The sequence below is a fragment of the Klebsiella sp. LTGPAF-6F genome, assembly GCF_001753185.1.
Taxonomy (GTDB): domain Bacteria; phylum Pseudomonadota; class Gammaproteobacteria; order Enterobacterales; family Enterobacteriaceae; genus Klebsiella; species Klebsiella michiganensis.
This window is the reverse complement of record NZ_CP017450.1, coordinates 1,636,511-1,655,566: the sequence shown is the minus strand read 5'-3', so window position 1 is coordinate 1,655,566 and position 19,056 is coordinate 1,636,511. Positions and strand designations below refer to the sequence as shown.

Genomic DNA, 19,056 nt, shown 5'->3' with positions numbered 1-19,056 from the left:
ATGGCTATTACGCCCTACTAATAGAACACAATCACGCATCCAGTCCCGCGATCCGCACCAGATGAACGGTGAGCCACAACAGCTCGTTACCGCCGAGGGTGATATCGAGCTGGGCTTTGACGTAATCGCGGATTAGCAGCGCGCAGCGGTATGCGTCCGGATACGCCTTAATCACCTGCACCAGCAGAAAACTGTCCCGCGCGCCGTCCAGCTCCCCCTCCTGTAAACGCTGGAGGAAAAACTGCATATGGACCAGAAAGCGCGAGTAGTTTATCGAGTCGGTGTCTATCTGCTGCTTAAAGTGGTACTGCACGAGATTAAAAATATCCTTCAGCATTTTCACCGACTGCATGGTCTGCGCCACGTCGTCGCCCTCGCTCTGGCCGTTTACCAGATGAAAGGCGATATTCCCGGCTTCCTCCTCCGGTAGTTCGATCCCGTACTGCTGGCGAATAATCGTCACCGCCTCGCTGGCGACGCGAAACTGCTGCGGATAAAAACGCCTGACTTCCGGCAGCAGGCGATTTTGAATGGCGATCCCTTTACGGCTGCGCTCGATGGCGAAAGTCAGATGGTCGGCGAGGGTAAAGAAAATCTGCTCGCGGACTTTGCCGGCGAGCTGCAGATTGGCGCGGGAAATAATCATCGCCGCCATTTCGATGACCTCATCCGGAATGGCGGAGAGCGCCTCAAGATAGCCGCTGCGCGCGCCGAGCGTCTGGGTTACGAATAGCTTCTCTATCTTCTCCGGGGCGATTGCATCGCCGGGCCTGCTATTGAAACCAATGCCTTTCCCCATGACGATAACCTCCCTGTTATCGTCGTCCATCGAGAGCACGAGGCTATTATTGAGCACCTTCTGAACAATCATCTCTGCGACTCGTCGTGGTTGCCGTTTTGCGCGATGACATCCTTATACCACCAGAAGCTGCGTTTGCGGATCCTTTGCAGGCGCTTCAGGTCATCCTCGCCGCGATCGACATAAATAAAACCGTAGCGCTTGGCGTATCCCTGGTGAGTGCTGACCACGTCAATCGCCGCCCACGGGCAGTAGCCCATCAGCTCGACGCCGTCGGCTATCGCCAGCCGCATTTGCTCGATATGCGCCTGTAAGAAGGCGATGCGATAGTCATCATTTACCGTCCCGTCATGCTCCAGCTTGTCCGGCGCGCCCATCCCGTTTTCGCTAATCAGAATCGGCAGACCGTAGCGCTCGCACACTTTACGCAGCGTCAGGCGCAGCCCCACCGGGTCAACAACCCAGCCGTAGGGGGTTTTGCCAACCCACGGATTTTCCGCCGGACGATAAACCCCCTCTTCGCCCAGCATAATTTGCTGATCGCCCGCGCGGGGCGCAACGTCCCCGCCGTCGCCCCGGCTGGCGGCAATGGTGGCGGTCGAGTAGTAATTAATGGCGATAAAGTCCGGCCTCCCCTGCTGCAAAATCAGCGCATCCTCCGGCTGCAGTTCCGGCGCGAGGCCGCGATCCTGCATATAGGCCCACGCCAGGGCGTTGTAGCGCCCATGCACCGCAACGTCCAGAAAGCTCCAGCAGCGCAGCGTCTCCCAATTATGCGCGGCGATGGCGTCCTCCGGCTTACAGCTTTCGGCGTACATCGACGTGGTGTTTATCGCCGGGCCGATGCGCAGCCCGGGGAACTCGCGGTGGCACAGGGCGAAGATCTGCGCCTGGGCCAGCATCATCTGGTGATTCTGCTGGTACAGCGCTTTCTTGTCCGGCAGTTCGCGATCGGCGGGCACGCCAATCGCGCCGGGATGCAGGATCATGGTGTTCTGTTCGTTAATGGTCAGCCAGAGCGGAACTTTATCGGCAAACTCGCTGAACAGCAGCCGGGCATAGCGCACGAACGCCTCCCCGGTTTTGCGGTTCAGCCAGCCGCCTTTTAGCTCCAGCGCCCACGGCAGGTCGAAGTGGTAGAGCGTCACGATGGGGGTAATCCCGTGGCGCGTCAGGGCGTCGATCAGGCGGTGATAAAAGGCCAGCCCGCGCGGATTCACCGCGCCGTCGCCGTCCGGTATCACCCGCGACCAGGCCACCGAAAAGCGGTAGGCCTTCAGCCCCATCTGCGCCATCAGCGCGACGTCCTCCTCCACCCGGTGATAGTGGTCGCTGGCGATGCGGAAGTCCGCCGTACCCGGCGGATGGCTGAGCATGTCGACTACCGACGGTCCTTTACCGTCTTCATTCCACGCGCCCTCAACCTGATAGGCCGAGGTGGACGCGCCCCACAGAAAACCGTCCGGGAACCGGGCCTGCTGTTGATAAATCATACCTGCGCCTCCTTAGCGGATTGCACCATCAGGGGTTCGCCGTAATCCACCTGCGCGGCGGCGGTGAAGCGCAGAGCGCGCTGCGCGTCGCCGTTGACCACAATCACCGGGGTAATCAGGTCGTATCCGGCCTGTTCGATGGCGGGAATATCAAAGCGGATCAGCGCCTGTCCCGCTTCCACCCTATCACCCACCTTCAGGGTAGAGCTAAAGTGCTGGCCGTTAAGATTGACGGTGTCGATACCGATATGGATCAGCAGCTCAAGACCGCTGTCGCTCTGCAGGCCAACGGCGTGGCAGGAGGGCAGAAACATCATCACCGTACCGCTAAACGGCGCGCGCAGTACTCCCTCTTCGGGACGAATCGCCAGCCCCTCGCCCAGCAGACCGCCGGAAAAGACGTCGTCGTTCACGTCGCTGAGCGCCAGCACCTGACCGCGCAGCGGGCTTAATACTTCCGTCTCCCCCTCGCTTTTAGCGCTCACCGCAGGCTGCGGCGCCTCGTCCACCGCTTCTTGTTCCTCAGGAACATCTTTGAAGGCGATAAACCAGGTCAGGGTAAAGGTCACCACGATGGAAATCGCGCAGGTCACCAGCGCATGAACGATGTTCATCGGGTTTTCACCGATAAACGCCGGCAGCGCCGCGAGGCCTGGCGAGACAAACGCGTAGCGCACCAGCCCGCTCACCCCGGCGTAGACCCCGGCGCAGCCGCCGCCGATCATCGCGGCAATCAGCACCCGGCGGAACTTGAGCAGCACCCCGTACAGCGCCGGTTCGGTGATCCCCAGCAGCGCGGTAAAGCCCGAGGAAGAGGCCAGCTGGCGCAGGTTGCTATTTTTGGTTTTCAGCGCCACGCACAGCGTCGCCGCTCCCATCGCCACGTTTGATGCCAGCATCCCCGGGCCGTTAATCATCTCGTAACCGCTTTTACTCAGCTGACCGGTGGCGATCGGCGTCATCGCCCAGGCGGTGCCGGTGATGATCAGGAAGGGCTGCAGGGTGCCCATCAGCATCGGGATTAACCAGCTGGCGTGGCGGTCGATAGCGCCCGCCCCGGCGGCGACCAGATCGTTAAGCAAAATGCCCGCCGGGCCGACCACCACCAGCGCCAGCGGCGCGGTAATCAGCAGAATCAGCATCGGCTTAACGAAAAACTTGATAATCGATGGCGACACTTTTTCGGCGAAGCGCTCCACCCACGACATCAGCCACACGGTCAGAATAATCGGCAGCACCGAACCGGCGTAATCGGAAAGCAGGACGTTGATGCCGACAAAATCCACCGCTTTACCGGCCGCCAGCATCTGGCCGATGCCCGGATGCAGCAGCACGCCCGCGAGGGTCATCGCCAGAATCGGGTTGCATTCAAACTTCAGCGATGCGCCGTAGGCCAGCAGCACCGGCAGGAAGAAGAAGGCGGCGTCGGCAATAATATTCAGCAGCTGATACGTCGAGCTGGTTTCGCTAATCACCCCCGTGAGCTTGAGAATGGCCAGCAGCGCTTTAATCATCCCCGCGCCGGTAATCGCCGGGATCACCGGGGTAAAGGTGGTCGAAATAACGCTGATAATCCGGGCGACGATGCCGGCCGGCTTCGCGTTTTTATCGCCGCCTGCCGGGCCTTTTTTCTCCGGCAGCGCCTTATTGAGCAGGCGATAAACCTGCTGCACCTCATTGCCGATAACTATCTGGAACTGGCCGCCCTTCTCCACTACGCTGATCACGCCGGGAAGGGCGCCAATCTGCGCATCGTTAACCTTTGCGCGGTCGTTGAACTCCATGCGCAGCCGGGTCGCGCAATGGGTGAGCATACGGATGTTCTCCGCACCGCCCACCGCGTGGAGGATTTTGTCTGCTGTTTCGTTATAGTTCATAGTGTTCCCTGGTGTTGGGGCAAAAAAAAAGACCAAAACAGAGACGCTCCCCTTGGCGGGAGAGCATTTCTATTTTGGTCTTGCCTGCTTTCGCAGTAGCACGCCATCATAAAAATGGGTTATTTCGGCGGATTATCTAAGCGCCCCTGCGTAATGACAATGGCGACCGAACAAAAGTGTGAACTGGATTAAGTAAATTCTTATTTAAAATAATTTATGGCCTACGGCGATAGCGGCTGCAGGCCATAAAAAATCAATGCTTTTTGCGGTTGCGGCGCATATCGATAGTCACCGCCGCGACGATAATGATGCCTTTGATAATATCCTGCACGTAGGCGTCGACGCCGACAAAGGTAAACCCGCTTTTAATCAGGCCGAGGATCATCGCGCCGATTAAGGTCCCGGTGATGCGCCCCACCCCGCCCATCAGGCTGCTGCCGCCGATAACCGCCGCGGCGATAGCATCCAGTTCGTAGGACATGCCCATGCTCGACTGCCCGCTGCTGACGCGCGCCGCCAGCACCACGCCCGCGAGGCCGGAGAGCGCCCCGGCGATGGCATAGACGATCACCAGGTATTTATTCACGTTGATACCGGAGACCCTGGCCGACGTCATGTTACCGCCGATAGCGTAAACGTATTTACCGTAGCGGGTATGCTTCAGGGCGATATGGAAGACCGCGGCGACGACGAAGAAAATAATCACCGGCATCGCCCCCTGGCCGATGGCGGTAAAGCTGTCGGATAAGAAGCTGATTGGGTTGCCCTGAGTGTAGTACTGCGCCAGACCGCGCGCCGACACCATCATTCCAAGCGTCGCGATAAACGGCGGGATGCCGGTGCGGGTCACCAGAAAGCCGTTGGTTAAGCCGCATAGAAGACCGACGCCGATGCCGGCGCCAATCGGGATAATCGCCGGCATATTGACCAGCGACGGGAACATCGGCGACAGGCTATCGGAGGTTTGCGCGAGGCTTGCCGCCACCACGGCGGCGAGAGCGATCACCGAGCCGGAGGAGAGGTCAATGCCGGTGGTAATAATGACCTGGGTGACCCCGACGGCGATAATACCGATAATCGCTACCTGCAAAACAATTAATATCAGGCGATTGGTGTTTAATAAAAAGGACTGGTCGCGGACGTACCAGCCGGCAATTTCAAACGTCAGGGCAATCACCAGCATGACGATAAATATCCCGGTATCTTTCGGCAGCCGGTGGCGTAATTGCCCAAAGAAAGAGGGTTTCTCAGTGATCGGGGTCGCCGTTATTTTCATATTGCTCATTCTCTGTGCCTCAATGGGATGCCAACGACAAAATGGTTTCCTGGTCGGCGTCCTCTTTATTGAGGATGCCGGTAATACGCCCTTCATGCATGACCATCACCCGATCGCTCATCCCGAGAATCTCAGGCAATTCTGAAGAGACCATAATCACCGCCACGCCGCGGTTGGCCAGCTCGCTGATCAGATGGTAAATTTCCGCTTTCGCCCCGACGTCGATTCCGCGCGTCGGCTCATCGAGAATCAGTATTTTCGGCTGGGCCAGCAGCCAGCGGGCAATCAGTACCTTCTGCTGATTACCGCCGCTGAGGTTATTAATAATCTGATCCATGGTGGGGGTTTTAATATTCAGGCGACGGATCTGCTCCATGCAGTCTTCGGCCATTTTGAGGTGCTGAACAAAGCCGGTTTTACCGATATATTCCGACATTTTGACGATGCTCATATTCTCCAGCACCGACAGCACGAGAAACAGTCCGGACTTTTTGCGGTCTTCCGTCAGCAGCGCCATCCCTTTTTCAATCGCCGTCGAAGGCGAGTCAATCGTGACCGGCACTCCCTCAATCAGCACTTCGCCGCTATCGGCTTTATCCATGCCGAACAGGCTCTCCATCACTTCGCTGCGTCCGGCCCCCACCAGCCCCGCCACGCCGAGGATTTCGCCGCGGCGTACGCTAAAGTTGATATCGTGAAAGACCCCCTTGCGCGACAGATTGCGGACGGTCAGCACCTCTTCGCCAATGGCGTTATTGAACTTGGGAAAGAGCTGGGTGAGCTCCCGGCCGACCATCTGGGTGATCAGCGACTGACGGGTAAACTCGGTGGTATGTTTACTGCCGACCCAGGTGCCATCGCGAAATACGCTGATCTCATCGGTAATCGCGAAAATCTCATCCATTTTATGGCTGATATAAATAATGGCTTTTCCCTGCTGGCGTAAATCGCGAATAATGGTAAACAGATGCGCCACTTCGCTTTCGGTTAACGCCGAGGTCGGCTCATCCATAATCACAATATCCGCGTTCCACGAAACCGCTTTGGCAATTTCCACCATCTGCTGGGAGGCGATACTTAACTCCCCCACCAGCCGGTCGGCGGATAGCCGGATATTGAGTTTATCCAGCAGATCCTGCGTCTGGCGGGCAAGCTGGCGATGATCGACAAAACCGTATTTCATCGGCTCGCGGCCGAGCCAGATATTTTCCGCCACCGTCATATGCGGCACCAGATTCAGCTCCTGGTGGATCATCGAGATCCCGGCGCGCAGCGCGTCCATCGTATCCTGAAACTGGACCGGCTCCCCTTTAACGCGGATCGCGCCCTTATCGGGACGGTAGATCCCGATCAGGCATTTCATCAGCGTGGATTTTCCGGCGCCGTTTTCGCCCATCAGCGCGTGCACCGTCCCCGGGCGCACGCGTAATGAGACGTTGTCGAGCGCCTTCACGCCGGGGAAGAATTTGCTGATCCCTTCGGCTTCAAGTGCAAAAGCGTTCATACTTCACCTCCGTACCCTGAGCGACTATTTCTGGTTGCGATTAACGAACTCAGCCATGTTGTCTTTGGTGATCAGCTGGTAAGGGACGTCGATGATCTTTTCCACTTTCTCGCCGTTGGCCAGCTTAATGGCGGCATCCACCGCGCCTTCGCCCTGCCCTTTGGCATCCTGGAAAATCGTGGCGATCATCTTGCCGTTTTTGAGCATTTGCAGGGCATCGGGCGTCCCGTCCACCCCGGCAATCAGGATATGGTTCGGGTTTTTACCCAGCGCCTGCAGCGCGCCGATAGCCATTTCATCGTTGTTGGAGGCGATGGCCTGAATGTCTTCGCCGCTGGTCATCCAGTTACTGACCACGTCAACGGCATCGTTGCGGGTAAATTTCGCGGTCTGCTTCTGCACGATTTTGATATCCGGGTACTTCGCCACCACCTCTTCGACGCCTTTGGTGCGGTCACGGGTCGATTCATTCGCCAGGTCGCCGAGCAGAATGGCGACGTTCCCTTTGCCGTTCATCGCTTTGGCTAACGCTTCCATCTGTAAGCGCCCCGCCAGCACCGAGTCGGAGCCAACGTAGGCCATTTTGTCGGTCAGCTGCGCCTGCGGGCGGCGGTTAACAAAGATCAGCGGAATGCCCGCTTTGGTCGCCTGGTCCATAATCGGTTTGACCGCGTTGGTGTCGACCGGGTTGACGATAATCGCGTCGACGCCCTGGCCAATAAAGTTCTGTACCTGCTGTAGCTGCTGGGAGACGTCGCCTTTGGCATCTTCCACCTGCGCCTTAACGCCATCTTTTTGCATCTCTTTTTGCATTGCGGTGCGCAGAATCGTCAGGAAGTTGTCATCGAATAGCGCCATGGAAACACCGACCGAAATATCTTTCGCCATCACGACCGCTGGCAGCATGCAGGCTATCAAAGAGGCAACAACCGTTTTCTTAATATTCATCGTGGATCCTTTATTTTCAGGTACATCGGTTAGGTAAGGTAAAATGAAAAAATAGTTTCATTAATTGAGCGTTAAGCGCCTGCTTTTCCAGCTTTTTGAAAAAACAGCCCGCGCGCTGGTGCATTTTTTGTTGTTGATCGAAATCACAAAATTCAGTTGTTTTAAAATGGTTTTTTGAAACATTAGTCCATTTATAGCGGAAGAAAAATTCCAGACCGTTTATTTCATTAACAACACATATGAAACTTTTATAAGTAAATAACTGAAATGAAAATTTTAAAACTGCGTGTTAACAGAACTTTGACACACATCTAACATTGACGCATAAATGCGCAAAAAATGAGAGGCAGGCGACGGTTTGCCGCGCGGCGCGCCGATAGCGGCAGCGGTTTAAAACGAGACAGGAGATAGGGTGTAAAAGGGGATGTCGCCCCGCGGGCCGCGGGCGCTCAGTCGACGTTTTCAGCGCTGTAAAGGATAAATTCGACCTTGCCGTCGCTGAACAGATGCGGCTGATAGCCGGTTTCCAGATGGCGCAGGGCCAGCTCCACCGCCAGACGGGCATGCTGGCGCGGGTTTTGATCGATCGTCAGCGCCATTCCCCCCTGGGCCAGCTGTTCACGGGTGGTGCTGTAGCGTTCATGGGTCATCCAGCAGCACTCGCCGTAGCGGCGATGGCGAGCCAGCGCCTGCGCCACCTGCGTGTTGCCCAGCCCGGTATTGTAGATGCCCACTACGTCGCGGTTGCGGCGCAGGGCCTCTTCCAGCAGGCGGTCGATTCGCTGTCGGTTGTCCTCCCCCGCCAAAACCTCGCCCAGCAGCAGATGCGGAAAGCGCTGGCTAATCACCTCGCGAAATCCCTGAATCCGCAAGCGATGAGCGCTGAAGTCCTGGCGCCCGCTGAGCATCAGCACTTCTCCAGGACGGTGCGCCATTAACCCCATCATCCTGCCCGCGGTGCGGCCGGCCTGCTGCTGATCGATCCCGACGTGGCAAAGCCTCTGCGCGCCGGGGAGATCGGTGACCAGCGTAATCACCGGCACGTTCGCCTCGCGACACTGGCGCAAGGCGTCATAGACCCGCGGATGTTCGTTGCCAAAGACAATTATCGCATGGCGCTTTTTGCTGCTGCGGATAAGGCTTTTCGCCAGCTTTTCCGGCGCGGACTCCGCCACCAGCGTGCGGTGCAGCGTCAGCCGGCGATAGCCAAGGCTATCCGCCACGTCGGCGAAATCCTGCGTCAGACGGGAGAAAAAGCGCGAATCGTTATCGCTGAGAAACACTTCTATTTGCCACGGGAGACGGCGCTCTTCCGGCAGAATGCGCTTCAGCCCGGCCTCCCGCGCGGCCTGCAGCACCCTGCGCGTGGTTTCCGGCGACACGCCGCCGCGTTCGTTAAGCACCCGGTCAACGGTCGCGACGCCCACGCCAATCCGTTTAGCCAGCGCCTCCAGCGAAATGCTTTTCATCGTCTCGTCTCCCCCATGATGGAAATCCATCAAAACGCCCGTGTCGGTCAGTGTAGCAAACGGATTACTTTGGCAACGCTAAATCCCTCTTTCTGGAGAAAAAAATGACCTGCATTCGTTTTGCATTGTTGGGCAGCGGTTTTATTGGCCAGGTTCACGCCGCCAGCCTAGCTCGCCATGAGCGAACCCTTCTGGCCATGGTGGCCGACGCCGATCCCGAGCGGGCGAAAGCGCTGGCTTCCCGCTACGGCGCGCGGGCGGTAACCGTTGCCGAAGCCATCAATAGCGACGCCATTGACGCGGTACTGATCGCCAGCTCGACGCCTTCACACGCGGCGCTGCTGGAAGCCGCCGCGCGCGCGGGAAAAGCGGTCTACTGCGAAAAACCGATCGATCTTTCGCTGGCCCGCGCCCGCCAGGTCGTCGAGAAAGTGCTGCCGCTCGGGGTACCGGTGACCGTTGGCTTTAACCGCCGCTTCGACGCCAGCCACCAGCAGCTGCGCCGGGAGATCGAGGCGGGCGCGATTGGCAAAATCGAACTGGTTCAGATGGTGTGTCGGGCATCGGTTATGCCGCCGCTGGAATATCTGCGCAGCTCAGGCGGCCAGATGCGCGACCAGGCGATTCACTTCTTTGACCTGCTGCGCTTTCTTACCGGTGATGAAGTGACGACCGTCGCCGCGCTGGGGGCTGCGCTGGCGCTGGCGGAAATTGCCGAATTCGACGATGTCGATACCTCCATTGTCATGCTGCGGATGCGCGGCGGCGCGCTGGCGCAGCTGGACAACACCCGGCGCACCGGCCACGGCTACGATGAGCGCATTAGCCTGCTTGGCCCGCAGGGAGTGATAGAGTCCGGCAGCCAGGCATCGCGCGGCGTCACGCTGTGGCAGGGAGCGCGCTGCATTCAGCCCGGCCTCTATCCGGACTGGTTCAGTCGCGTCGAGGGGTCGTACTACGCGCATCTGGATGCTTTTGTCCGCTCGCTAGGCGGAGAAGCGGTGCCGGACCTGCCGGGGCTGCTGGACGGGCTGCGGGCGCAGGCTATCGCCGAAGCCGCCGTGCTTTCCCTGCGGCAAGGGCAGTTTGTCAGCGTCGAACCGCTGGCGTAAAAAAGCCCCGTATGCGGTCGGCATACGGGGCAACGGCGCGCCGTTAACGCTCCTCGTTAAATATCACGCCAATCTGCCGCCGCACTTCGTCCATCACGCTCAGGTTTTCCAGCACCCTGGCCAGCGGGCGGATCGGCGAGTCCGTAAGCCCTTGCCCCACGCACCAGGCAAAATGTTCGGCCTGATAAAACAGCTGGTCGTAGCGGTTGCGCGGCTCCTCCCAGCGCAGCACCTGCCCGCCCTGGCTGGCGGCGAGGGTAAAATTCCCCGGCGCGTAGAACTGCCCGTCGAGGGTAAGGGTCGCATCGCGCCCGGCCACCACCGCGCCGCCCGGCGTGTTGCTGAACAGGGTGGTATTGAGCAATCCCTGTAAGCCGTTTTCCCAGTTAAACAGCATCGAAATCTGCCCGTTGACGCCTCTTTGGGCGGGACGCCCGCGGGCGATAATGTCCTGCGGCACGCCGCCGACCATCACGCAGAATGAGGTCAGATAGCTGCCGAGATCCATCATCGGCCCGCCGGCGAGATCGGCATTAAAAATGCGATGATCCGGGGTAAAAAACTCGCCGTGATCGGCGAGCAGCGTGTGCAGATCGCCCAGCACGCCGTCCTCCAGCAGCTGGCGAATCACGTCATACTTCGGCGCGTAGTCGCACCACATCGCCTCCATCGCCAGCGTCCCCTGCTTCATGGCCTCCGCTTTCAGCGCCGCGCCTTCCCGCCGGTTCAGCGCAAACGGCTTTTCAATCAGCACATGTTTGCCCGCCTGCAGCACCCGCAGCCCGTCGGGAAAGTGGTGGTTATGCGGCGTGGCAACGTAAACCGCATCAATATCCGCTCGCGCCAGCATCTCATCCACCTGAGCATAAGCCTGCGGGATCCCCCAGCGGGCGGCGAAATCGTCGGCTTTTTGCTGCGTGCGCGAGGAGACGGCAACCACCCGCTGGTGGCTGAGCTCTTTTAACGATTTCACAAAGCGCTCGGCAATCCAGCCGGGGCCAATAATGGCCCAACGCAGCGAGGGGATCGCCGAGGCGGCGGGATGGCGCGGTTTTGGTAACTGTGACGGGAACATAGCGGCTCCTGATTTTATTTTGCCGGGGGGAGACACTATAAGCAGGCGCAGAGGAGGACGAATAACGAATTAATGATGGAATTCCATCATCGACATAGTGCTTGTCAAAAGCGCGGGAGTCGCGGATAGTCCGGGCAGCTCATCACTATCAAGGAGTCTGAGATGTTGAAAAGTTCGTGGCGTAAAACCGCCCTGATGGCCGCCGCCGCCGTTCCGCTGCTGCTGGCGAGCGGTTCATTATGGGCCAGTGCCGATGCTATCCAGCAAAAGCTGGCTGATTTAGAAAAACGTTCCGGCGGTCGGCTGGGCGTAGCGCTGATTAACACGGCAGATGATTCGCAAACCCTCTATCGCGGCGATGAACGTTTTGCCATGTGCAGCACCGGTAAAGTGATGGCCGCCGCCGCGGTGTTAAAACAGAGCGAAAGCAATCCAGAGGTGGTGAATAAAAGGCTGGAGATTAAAAAATCGGATTTAGTGGTCTGGAGCCCGATCACCGAAAAACATCTGCAAAGCGGAATGACCCTGGCGGAACTCAGCGCGGCGGCGCTGCAGTACAGCGACAATACCGCGATGAATAAGATGATTAGCTACCTTGGCGGACCGGAAAAGGTGACCGCATTCGCCCAGAGTATCGGGGATGTCACTTTTCGTCTCGATCGTACGGAGCCGGCGCTGAACAGCGCGATTCCCGGCGATAAGCGCGATACCACCACCCCGTTGGCGATGGCCGAAAGCCTGCGCAAGCTGACGCTGGGCAATGCGCTGGGCGAACAGCAGCGCGCCCAGTTAGTGACGTGGCTAAAAGGCAATACCACCGGCGGGCAAAGCATTCGCGCAGGCCTGCCCGCAAGCTGGGCGGTCGGGGATAAAACCGGCGCCGGAGATTACGGCACCACCAACGATATTGCGGTGATCTGGCCGGAAAATCATGCCCCGCTGGTGCTGGTGACCTATTTTACCCAGCCGCAGCAGGATGCGAAAAGCCGCAAAGAGGTGTTAGCCGCGGCGGCAAAAATCGTCACCGAAGGGCTTTAACCCGGGAACAGGCCCGTTCTGCAACACTCTGCGCTTTGTTTCCCCGGTGGCGCTGCGCTGACCGGGCTACGGGTTCCCCGCCGTCTGCGGGCCGGTAGCCCGGACAGATGTGCAGCATCGCCTCCGGGAAATTCAGCCACTCTGCGCTTTGTTTCCCGGTGGCGCTGCGCTGACCGGGCTACGGGTTCACCACCGTCTGCGGGCCGGTAGCCCGGACAGGCGCAGCGCGCCGCCTCCGGGACAGCCTGAATAGACAGCCGCCAAATATTAGTCGGTAATTTTAAACGTCAGCGCGTAAGCGCTGGTTTTCCTTTCATCGCGCGCGCCGCCCATCTGATAAACCCGCACCGTATATTTACCGCTGCTCATCAGACGTTGTTCAAAGGTATCACCGCTCAGAGAACCGTTAAAAATCGAATTATTATCAGGAGCGATAACATTGAAATAAGGATGCGGCCGCTGGCTGTTCATATTGATATGCATCATCTGGCCCGCTTTCGCCTCCAGCGTATAGTCGTTAACGCCGTCACCGGTCACGGTGCTTTTTATTATCGTGCCGTTGCTGCCTTTATCAAAATGAACGGTATGGTTGTTGATATTATCACTTGCCATTGATAACACTGACGTAAATAAATAACTTGCACAGATCACGCCACCAACAATTAATTTTATTTTTTTCATTTAATTAACACCTTATGTTTTTTATGCGCGCTGTTATAGCACATAAGGTGTCCGGAGTAAGCTGATTCGCAATTATTGCTCGCCGGAATTAAACACGTCGAAATAAAGGCCCCCCGGTTCAGGGAAACGAGGGGACCTGGTTTTAGCGGGATTTACTTCTGCGGACGCATTGCCGGGAATAGAATCACGTCGCGAATGGTATGGCTGTTGGTAAACAGCATCACCATGCGGTCGATACCGATGCCCAGACCGGCCGTCGGCGGCAGGCCATATTCCAGCGCGGTGACGTAGTCTTCGTCGTAGAACATCGCTTCATCATCCCCCGCCGCTTTGGCGTTGACCTGATCCTGGAAACGCTGGGCCTGGTCTTCCGCGTCGTTCAGCTCGCTAAAGCCGTTGCCGATTTCACGCCCGCCGATAAAGAACTCGAAGCGATCGGTGATTTCCGGGTTCACGTCGTTACGGCGCGCCAGCGGCGAAACCTCCGCCGGATACTCGGTGATAAAGGTTGGCTGGATCAGATGGGCTTCCGCCACTTCGTCGAAAATTTCGGTGACGATACGCCCCAGCCCCCAGCTCTTCTCAACGTGAATACCGATGGATTCCGCCAGCGCTTTTGCCGCCTCGAAGTTATCCAGATCCGCCATCTCGGTTTCCGGACGGTATTTCTTGATCGCTTCGCGCATGGTCAGTTTTTCAAACGGCTTGCCGAAGTCGAACACCTGGTCACCGTACGGGACTTCGGTTTTCCCCAGCACGGTCTGCGCCAGCGTGCGGAACAGAGATTCGGTCAGTTCGATCAGATCTTTGTAATCCGCATACGCCATATAGAGTTCCATCATGGTGAACTCAGGGTTGTGGCGCACGGAGATGCCTTCGTTACGGAAGTTGCGGTTGATTTCGAACACCCGTTCGAAGCCGCCGACCACCAGCCGTTTCAGATACAGCTCCGGCGCGATGCGCAGATACATATCCAGATCGAGCGCGTTGTGATGGGTGATAAACGGACGCGCGGAGGCGCCGCCGGGGATCACCTGCATCATCGGAGTCTCGACTTCCATAAAGCCGCGCGCGACCATGAACTGACGCATGGTGGCGAGGATCTGCGAACGCACCTTGAAGGTGTGGCGCGACTCTTCGTTGGAGATCAGATCCAGATAGCGCTGACGATAGCGCGCCTCCTGATCCTGCAGGCCGTGAAACTTGTCCGGCAGCGGGCGCAATGCCTTGGTCAGCAGGCGCAGCTCGGTGCAGTGAATGGAGAGTTCGCCGGTCTGGGTTTTAAACAGCTTACCGCGGGCGGCGATGATGTCGCCAAGATCCCATTTCTTAAACTGTTCGTTGTAGACGCCTTCCGCCAGATCGTCGCGGGCGACGTACAGCTGAATGCGGCCGCCGACGTCCTGTAAGGTGACGAAAGAGGCTTTCCCCATAATCCGGCGGGTCATCATGCGGCCAGCCACGGCGACCTCGACGTTCAGAGAGGTGAGCTCGTCGTTTTCCTTACCATCAAATTCCGCATGGAGCTGGTCAGAAGTGTGGTCACGGCGAAAATCGTTCGGGAACGCCACGCCCTGCTCGCGCAGCGCGGCCAGTTTTTCACGACGGGTTTTCAGTTCATTATTAAGGTCAATTGCCTCATCGGCACCTTGTGCTTGTTGTTCAGACATGTTGGTTCCTCATAACCCTGCTTGCAAACTTGCTTCGATAATTGAACCAGGTCACTCTCCAGCGCGGCCTGTTCCGGCGTCGACGCCAAAGAACAATCTTAAGGATCCTGGCTTCAATTCCGGCTGATTTCGCTCAGCCATCGCTTCAGTAACAGTTTTTTATCTTCGGCTTCCGCGCCTGCCAGAATATCCTCCTCCTGTTCAGTAAACGGTGCAAGGAGCGGCTTGTCGCTCCACTGTTGGGGTTACCGATCCCCGGCTCGCGGCGTAAACGCCTTAGCCGGGCTACCAGCCAGCACGATTTTGTAGCCCCGGTAAGCGCAGCGCGACCGGGGAGTTTTCCCGGTAAGCCGGACCTGTCGCCAGACGGGGCTAGGCGCCGCCGCCGGGAAGTTCACCGGCGGCCGCGCGGCGTTTGCCGACGCTAAACGCGGCGGCGAAGGCGACGACGACAATCACCGCCACGCAGCCCAGCGTCCATTCGCCCATCTGGGCAAAGAAGTGCTGATACGCGGCAATCGCCGTATCGCTGATCTGCGACTCGGTGGTCTGCTGCGCCACCACTCCCGCCAGCCAGTTGGCTACCGCGCCGGTCGCCAGCATATAAATCCCGGTCAGTACCCCGGTGACGCCGGGCATATTGAGGCGGGTGATCTGCGCCATCGCTACCGGGTCGATAAACAGTTCGGCAAAGCCCATCAGCGCCAGGCCGGCCACCATCATGCCCATTGATGCCTGCCCTTCCGCCGCGCCGTGGCGCGCGTTAAGCGCCAGCAGCATAAAGCCGCAGCCCATCAGCACCAGGCCAAAGGCGAACTTCAGCCACACGCGCAGCGCCGAGCGGGTCGCGCCTTCCGGCCGCATCAGCCACGCCAGCACGACGCCAGCCGCCATCACCGCCACGGCGTTAACCGACTGGAACAGCGCGGTCGGCACCTCAATATTCAGCAGACGACGGTTAACAAAGTGGTCGATGAACAGGCTGATTGAACTCCCGCCCTGCTGCGCCAGAACCCAGAACAGAGTCCCGGTCAGCATCAGCAGAACGATTTGCCACAGCGCGCGGCGATGCTCCGGCGATTTGACCATAATGCGCGCTACCATCTGGGCGGCGAACACGCACACGATCGCCAGCAGATAGCCGGACCAGTTATTCTCCAGCAGCAGCGTGAAAAACACCGGCGCAACGCAGAGCATCACCACCAGCCAGCCCCAGGTCGGCAGCACAAACTTTACCGCCCGCAGCGCCTGTTTATCGACGCCGCGCGCGTGGCGGAAGTAGCGGCTACCGCTGAGGAAAATCATCAGGCCGACAAACATGCCGATTCCCGCCAGCGCAAAGCCGATATGCCAGCCGTACCACTGCGCCGCCAGCCCACAGGCGATAGGCGCGGCGATGGAGCCGACGTTACCGGCGGCGTACAGCAGCGAAAAACCGCCGTCGCGGCGAGGGTCGTCAACGGCGTAGAGCTCGCCAAGCAGGCAGCTGATGTTGGATTTGAACAGGCCGTAGCCGCAGATAATGATCGCCAGCGCAAGGTACAGGCTCCAGGTGGAATCGGATTCCACGCCCAGCACCACGTGGCCAAGCGTCATTAACAGCGCGCCGGCAATCACCGCCGTGCGGTTGCCGAGCAGGCGGTCGGCAAGCCAGCCGCCGAGAATAGGAGTGACGTACACGAGGGAAGCGTAAGCGCTGAACAGGCTGATAGCGTGGCTGTCATCAAAGCCGAGCTGATGGGTGAGGTAGAGGATGAGTAAGGCACGCATGCCGTAAAAGCTGAAATATTCCCAGATTTGGATCGCAACGATGTAATAAATCGCGCGCGGCTGTGAGGGTGTTTTCATGTGTTCTCCTTGCAGCGTGAAAAAGGGAAGTGGCAAGCCACTTCCCTGTTGTGCATCGATTATTTGTTATTTTCTTCTTTCAGCACTTTAACGGTGTAACGACCATCCGCCTGACGATAGGCGCCGTGGATATCGGTTTCGAAGCCCGGATAGTGGGCGCCGATTTCGCACAGCATCTGCAGGAACTCCAGCACCGGACGGCTCTCTTCGGTGATCATTTCACCCGGCATCACCAGCGGCACTCCCGGAGGATACGGCAGGATCATATTGGCGTTGACGCGGCCCACCATCTCTTCGAGATACACCTCTTCGGTCTGACCGTGCAGCTCTTTCTGGAACGCGGCGTACGGCGTGATCATCATGGTCGGCAGCACTTCGAACGCGCGGAACATCAGATCCGGCAGGTTGTGGTGCTCAATCAGTTTATGAATGTTCTGCGCCAGTTCCTGAACGCGCATGTTTTCGTAGAATTCCGGATCTTCACGATACAGCGACGGCAGCATGTTTTTCACCCGCAGGTTCAGGTCGAACGCGCGTTTGAAATCGGTCAGCGCACGCAGCAGGCTCAGCGCTTTGGTTTTGTCGATACCGATACTGAACAGGAACAGCAGGTTGTACGGACCGGTTTTTTCGACCACGATACCGTGCTCGTCGAGATACTTCGCCACGATGCTCGCCGGAATACCGAACTCATCCATGGTGCCGTCTTTCTTCATCCCCGGAGTCAGCAGCGTGACTTTAATCGGGTCGAGATACATGTGCTCGTTATCGATGTTTTTGAAGCCGTGCCACGCGCTGTCGGAGCGCAGCGGCCAGCATTCAGCGCCATCGATATGTTCCGGCTGCCAGACGTCGAAGAACCAGCCGTCGGACTCGCCTTTCAGGCGTTTGATCTCTTTACGGAACTTGATTGAACGTTCGATAGAGCCGTCAATCAGGCGCTTACCGGCGTTGCCTTTCATCATCGCCGCCGCGGTTTCCGTCGAGGCCACCACGCCGTAGTGCGGAGAAGTGGTGGTGTGCATCATGTAGGCTTCGTTAAAGGTTTCTTCGTTCACGTCGCCTTTAACGTGAATCATCGAGGCCTGAGAGAACGCCGCCAGCAGTTTGTGCGTGGACTGGGTTTCGTAAATCACTTTCCCTTCGACGCGGCCGCCGCTCATCCCGCATTTGCCTTCATAAATCGGCGAGAAGTTGGTGTAAGGCACCCACGCGGAGTCAAAGTGGATGGATTTCACATCCAGGGTTTTCTTGATGTAGTCCGTGTTGTACAGCAGACCGTCATAGGTGGAGTTGGTGATAACCGCGTGCACCGGCCAGGTCGCGTTCGGGGTTTCTTTCACGCGCTTCGCGATGGTCGCATGCTGGAATTCGCTCTGCGGGATACCGCCGAGGATACCGTAGGCGTTGCGGGTCGGGCGGAAGTAGATTGGCGTAATGTCGCTCATCATCATCAGATGGGTCAGCGATTTATGGCAGTTACGGTCAATCAGCACGGTGCTACCGGCCGGGGCGGAATACATGCCGACAATTTTGTTGGCGGTAGAGGTCCCGTTGGTCACCATGTAGCTGCGTTCCGCGTTGAAGACGCGGGCGATGTACTCTTCCGCTTCTTTGTGCGGGCCGCTGTGGTCCAGCAGAGAACCGAGTTCAGAAACCGAAATCGAGATATCGGATTTCATGGTATTGGAACCAAAGAAATCGTAGAAGATGCTGCCGACCGGGCTTTTCTGGAACGCGGTACCGCCCATATGGCCTGGGGTACAGAAGGTGTATTTGCCTTCACGCACGTATTTAAACAGCGCTTTGGTCAGCGGCGGCAGAATGGTGTCGATATACTCGTCGGTATTCTGTTTGATTTTGTTGGCAATATCTTCCGCTGCGCCCAGCGCATATTCGAAGAAGCGAACCTGCATCCGCAGATCGTTGAGGCTCACGTCCAGCGTTGAGTAAGTGTTCGCAAAGGCGTACAGCGGCATGTATTCGTTCATTTTGCTGATGTCTTCGCACAGTTCGAGATTGTATTTATCCCAGTCGAAGATCACGCCGCACAGACGCGCATTGTTTTCGATAAGTTTTAATAAGTCTTCACGGTCGTTCGGGTAGACAATACGGAAGTCCAGGCGTTCGAGGGCGCGATGCAGTTCACGGATGGGTTCTTCTTTGAAGTAGACACCCATGTGATTCATGATTGCGATAACGTTCATAGTCAAATCTCCAGATAAAGAAAGCCCCTCCCGCCACGTCGTGACAGGTGATGGAAGGA

At 57.9% G+C, this 19,056-nt stretch carries 14 protein-coding genes; 2 read left to right on the top strand and 12 right to left on the bottom strand.

The genetic code is table 11. The annotated features are described in order from the left end of the window. Positions 1–31 precede the first annotated feature (31 nt). From BJF97_RS07730 to BJF97_RS07700, 7 genes are all read right to left on the bottom strand, one after another. A complete protein-coding gene (locus tag BJF97_RS07730) occupies positions 32–871 on the bottom strand; it encodes a PRD domain-containing protein (protein WP_032694594.1) in 840 nt (279 codons plus the stop codon). Next, complete coding sequence (locus BJF97_RS07725; RefSeq protein WP_032694595.1) at positions 868–2,292, bottom strand: glycoside hydrolase family 1 protein; 1,425 nt, start codon at positions 2,290–2,292, stop codon at positions 868–870. Before BJF97_RS07725 ends, BJF97_RS07730 begins: the two co-directional genes overlap by 4 nt. Continuing rightward, positions 2,289–4,169: a beta-glucoside-specific PTS transporter subunit IIABC gene (locus tag BJF97_RS07720; protein ID WP_032694596.1), complete on the bottom strand. Its 1,881-nt coding sequence runs from the start codon at positions 4,167–4,169 to the stop codon at positions 2,289–2,291. Before BJF97_RS07720 ends, BJF97_RS07725 begins: the two co-directional genes overlap by 4 nt. A gap of 253 nt (positions 4,170–4,422) precedes the next feature. After that, positions 4,423–5,445 (bottom strand): ABC transporter permease, encoded by a 1,023-nt coding sequence (locus BJF97_RS07715; protein ID WP_176394052.1) that lies wholly within the window; start codon positions 5,443–5,445, stop codon positions 4,423–4,425. Between the two features lie 19 nt (positions 5,446–5,464). Continuing rightward, entirely contained in the window at positions 5,465–6,949 is a 1,485-nt protein-coding gene (locus BJF97_RS07710; protein WP_032694598.1) for a sugar ABC transporter ATP-binding protein, read from the bottom strand. Positions 6,950–6,973: 24 nt separating this feature from the next. Next, positions 6,974–7,897, bottom strand: a complete 924-nt coding sequence (locus BJF97_RS07705; RefSeq protein WP_004848507.1) for a sugar ABC transporter substrate-binding protein — start codon at positions 7,895–7,897, stop codon at positions 6,974–6,976. Between the two features lie 449 nt (positions 7,898–8,346). Next, on the bottom strand, positions 8,347–9,366 hold the full coding sequence (locus tag BJF97_RS07700) for a LacI family DNA-binding transcriptional regulator (protein WP_032694599.1): 1,020 nt from the start codon (positions 9,364–9,366) through the stop codon (positions 8,347–8,349). Positions 9,367–9,470: 104 nt separating this feature from the next. Between BJF97_RS07700 and BJF97_RS07695 the strand changes: the two genes are divergently transcribed. Next, positions 9,471–10,478: a Gfo/Idh/MocA family oxidoreductase gene (locus BJF97_RS07695; RefSeq protein WP_014228249.1), complete on the top strand. Its 1,008-nt coding sequence runs from the start codon at positions 9,471–9,473 to the stop codon at positions 10,476–10,478. 43 nt (positions 10,479–10,521) lie between these two features. Here BJF97_RS07695 and BJF97_RS07690 read toward each other — a convergent pair whose 3' ends face one another. Further along, positions 10,522–11,553 carry a Gfo/Idh/MocA family protein gene (locus BJF97_RS07690; protein WP_032694600.1) on the bottom strand — a complete coding sequence of 344 codons (1,032 nt, stop codon included), beginning with the start codon at positions 11,551–11,553 and terminating at the stop codon, positions 10,522–10,524. Between the two features lie 162 nt (positions 11,554–11,715). Between BJF97_RS07690 and BJF97_RS07685 the strand changes: the two genes are divergently transcribed. Further along, entirely contained in the window at positions 11,716–12,591 is an 876-nt protein-coding gene (locus BJF97_RS07685) for an extended-spectrum class A beta-lactamase OXY-1-1 (protein ID WP_014228247.1), read from the top strand. A gap of 267 nt (positions 12,592–12,858) precedes the next feature. On the opposite strand, the gene BJF97_RS07680 is transcribed toward BJF97_RS07685, so the two are convergent. The 4 genes from BJF97_RS07680 to cadA all read right to left on the bottom strand — a co-directional run bounded on the left by BJF97_RS07680 (position 12,859) and on the right by cadA (position 18,997). Then, the gene (locus BJF97_RS07680; protein ID WP_014228246.1) at positions 12,859–13,272 is read right to left on the bottom strand and encodes a hypothetical protein; all 414 of its coding nucleotides are present in this window, start codon (positions 13,270–13,272) and stop codon (positions 12,859–12,861) included. A gap of 152 nt (positions 13,273–13,424) precedes the next feature. Beyond that, positions 13,425–14,942, bottom strand: coding sequence for a lysine--tRNA ligase (lysS, locus tag BJF97_RS07675; RefSeq protein ID WP_004848495.1), 1,518 nt, complete (start codon positions 14,940–14,942; stop codon positions 13,425–13,427). A 372-nt stretch (positions 14,943–15,314) separates the two neighbouring features. Beyond that, positions 15,315–16,790 carry a dipeptide permease DtpD gene (gene dtpD / locus BJF97_RS07670; protein ID WP_014228245.1) on the bottom strand — a complete coding sequence of 492 codons (1,476 nt, stop codon included), beginning with the start codon at positions 16,788–16,790 and terminating at the stop codon, positions 15,315–15,317. Positions 16,791–16,849: 59 nt separating this feature from the next. Beyond that, positions 16,850–18,997, bottom strand: coding sequence for a lysine decarboxylase CadA (cadA, locus tag BJF97_RS07665; protein ID WP_004848492.1), 2,148 nt, complete (start codon positions 18,995–18,997; stop codon positions 16,850–16,852). Positions 18,998–19,056 lie beyond the last annotated feature (59 nt).